Raw genomic sequence first — 1,965 nt, forward strand, 5'->3', positions numbered from 1 at the left:
TCGGGCGGCGTTGCCGCCGCCTCGCCAAGGATTGGGAAAAATCCATCGAAAGCTCAACAGCATGGGCGCAAATCGCTTCAATCCGAATGCTCACAAGGCGCATCGCAAGGTATTGGATCTACGAATGAACTTTTGAATCGGGCTCTAAAGCAAGCAGATAGGGAGGAGCGATAAACAGATATCCTCCAATAAAGCAAGCCAGAGCCAGAACGTAGATACCGAGCCAATCACGTACTGCGTTAGCTGTCATCTGGGAAATCTTTCCGCACGTCAAGTTTCGAGGTCTCATGGCAGAGACATGAGCACCTGCCAAAGTCGCCAGGCACTGGCCTTCGGGTAAACGAGTTGCCAAACAGATATCGAGTTTCGTTTTCGATCATGCCTGTCGCTGCCCCGTGTCCTCGTGCATTTATGCAAACATACAATTGCACAATAACAGTCGCCATGCTTCAGAAAAATCGACCTTATAAATACAAACGACGCCGGTATGCATGACAGCGGCCGGCAAACGCAATTGAGCGTGAATCTGAAGAATTTTTTTCGGGGCCGGCGGCGCTAGTGAGACACGCTGACGGCCCATTTAAATCCAAAGCCTGCATTTTCCAAAAAACCTGCGGCATTCGCAAGGAAGTTTCTGGCATATGTCGGCGGCTCGTATTTCAGGACGATATTGAAAACGATGTTTTTTCCTACCAGTGCGGGAAATTGCTTGCGCAACTCACCGGATTCAACGAACCTTAGATATGCGTTGAGCTTTTCTTGCAGGAGAAACAGGTGCTCCCCTGGCTTGTCTTCCCATGGCAAGTGATCGCTTATCGTCAATAGCACATCGCCCGATTGATGATCGACGGTGACAAAATCGACGACATTTGTTTGATCGACTGACATGATCGACGCTCTACGTGAATACCTTCAAGGGGAAGAACGATCTCGATGGAGTGGGCCTATCGTCGTCAATGATATTACACTTCCAAGGTCATATGCCGATTTTCTCAGAAGCGAGAAAGCTGACAGGGATTTCTGGTGGAACCTCGATAAGAGCCACTGGTACTCGATGTTCCCGAAGGAAGAAATCGAGCATCCGTTTTTGTGGTCTTATCGTTTGATGGCAGGTGAGAATAGGAGGTGGATTACAGAGAACCGGGAGATGTTTCTGGGCACGGCCGACGGACTTCGATTTCCGGGCGCATTGAATCCGAAAACTTCCTTGCTGATTGGTGAACTGGGTACAGATGCCGTGATTGCGCTGGATTTTTCAACTTCACTTGCCGAGCCGTCGGTTTGTTACCTTATGTGGTACCAAGACGCCTTAACACGTTGGATATCTGCCGTGCCGGACGTCGACACCCTCCTACGCAATCTTGGCGCCCTGTCTTGACGAGTTGATCGAGCTTTGAGCACAATCCAGAGTCGGCAGAACAGAAAGACAGCGGCGTGAACCGCAACAGCGGTTCGCAACCCACGCCCTTCCAGTGGGGTGGTGATAAAGCACGATCCTATTTGGGATAGGGGGCTGAGTAGATTGTCGACATCGAAGCCGAGCATCCATCGCCTTCCCGGAAGGGTATTCGCTTGCTTGATCGACGGCGAGTTCAGAATAATTCTTTTCGGGCATGGCGGTAGCTTTCACGACGTGCCTGCTGAAATGGTGCCATTCCGCTGCCGGATGCCGAATAGTCGCATCTGGATTTTGGTCGGGGTGCCGGGACGAGGTGTCTTAAAAATTGAACATCGGGAGGACAATGACTTGACAGCAGAGGATTTGTATTATCTCCGAACTGTATTCGCCCCGCAGTAGGTGTTGATGCAAGACAGGCTGACCGTGATAGATTTGACGCAATTCACTTCAAGCAACTCGCCCGCCTAACCCGGATATCTCACACTTGTTTTTGAATTTGCTTTCGGCGGGCGTTTTCGAGGGTTCAGCGGTGATGTCGGTGCTTGCGCGGCGGGTCAGGGGCGCGC

Annotated in this window: 2 protein-coding genes and 1 pseudogene; 2 read left to right on the top strand and 1 reads right to left on the bottom strand. The window is 51.1% G+C overall.

The window, feature by feature from the left end; translation table 11 throughout:
- Window positions 1-128: pseudogene (locus tag AC1DYF_RS40195) on the top strand (IS5/IS1182 family transposase); the annotation flags it as partial.
- Between the two features lie 427 nt (window positions 129-555).
- On the opposite strand, the gene AC1DYF_RS40200 reads toward AC1DYF_RS40195, so the two are convergent.
- Window positions 556-888 (bottom strand): DUF6572 domain-containing protein, encoded by a 333-nt coding sequence (locus AC1DYF_RS40200; protein ID WP_477884508.1) that lies wholly within the window; start codon window positions 886-888, stop codon window positions 556-558.
- Here AC1DYF_RS40200 and AC1DYF_RS40205 point away from each other — a divergent pair.
- Window positions 887-1,378, top strand: coding sequence for a hypothetical protein (locus AC1DYF_RS40205; RefSeq protein ID WP_477884510.1), 492 nt, complete (start codon window positions 887-889; stop codon window positions 1,376-1,378). The genes AC1DYF_RS40200 and AC1DYF_RS40205 overlap by 2 nt on opposite strands.
- Window positions 1,379-1,965: the final 587 nt, after the last annotated feature.

It is taken from the genome of Rhizobium sp. P2_G9, from assembly GCF_056403475.1.

Coding starts and splice junctions, on each gene's coding strand:
- AC1DYF_RS40205 (WP_477884510.1), top strand. CDS start 887: ATGATCGACGCTCTACGTGAATACCTTCAAGGGGAAGAACGATCTCGA.
- AC1DYF_RS40200 (WP_477884508.1), bottom strand. CDS start 888: ATGTCAGTCGATCAAACAAATGTCGTCGATTTTGTCACCGTCGATCAT.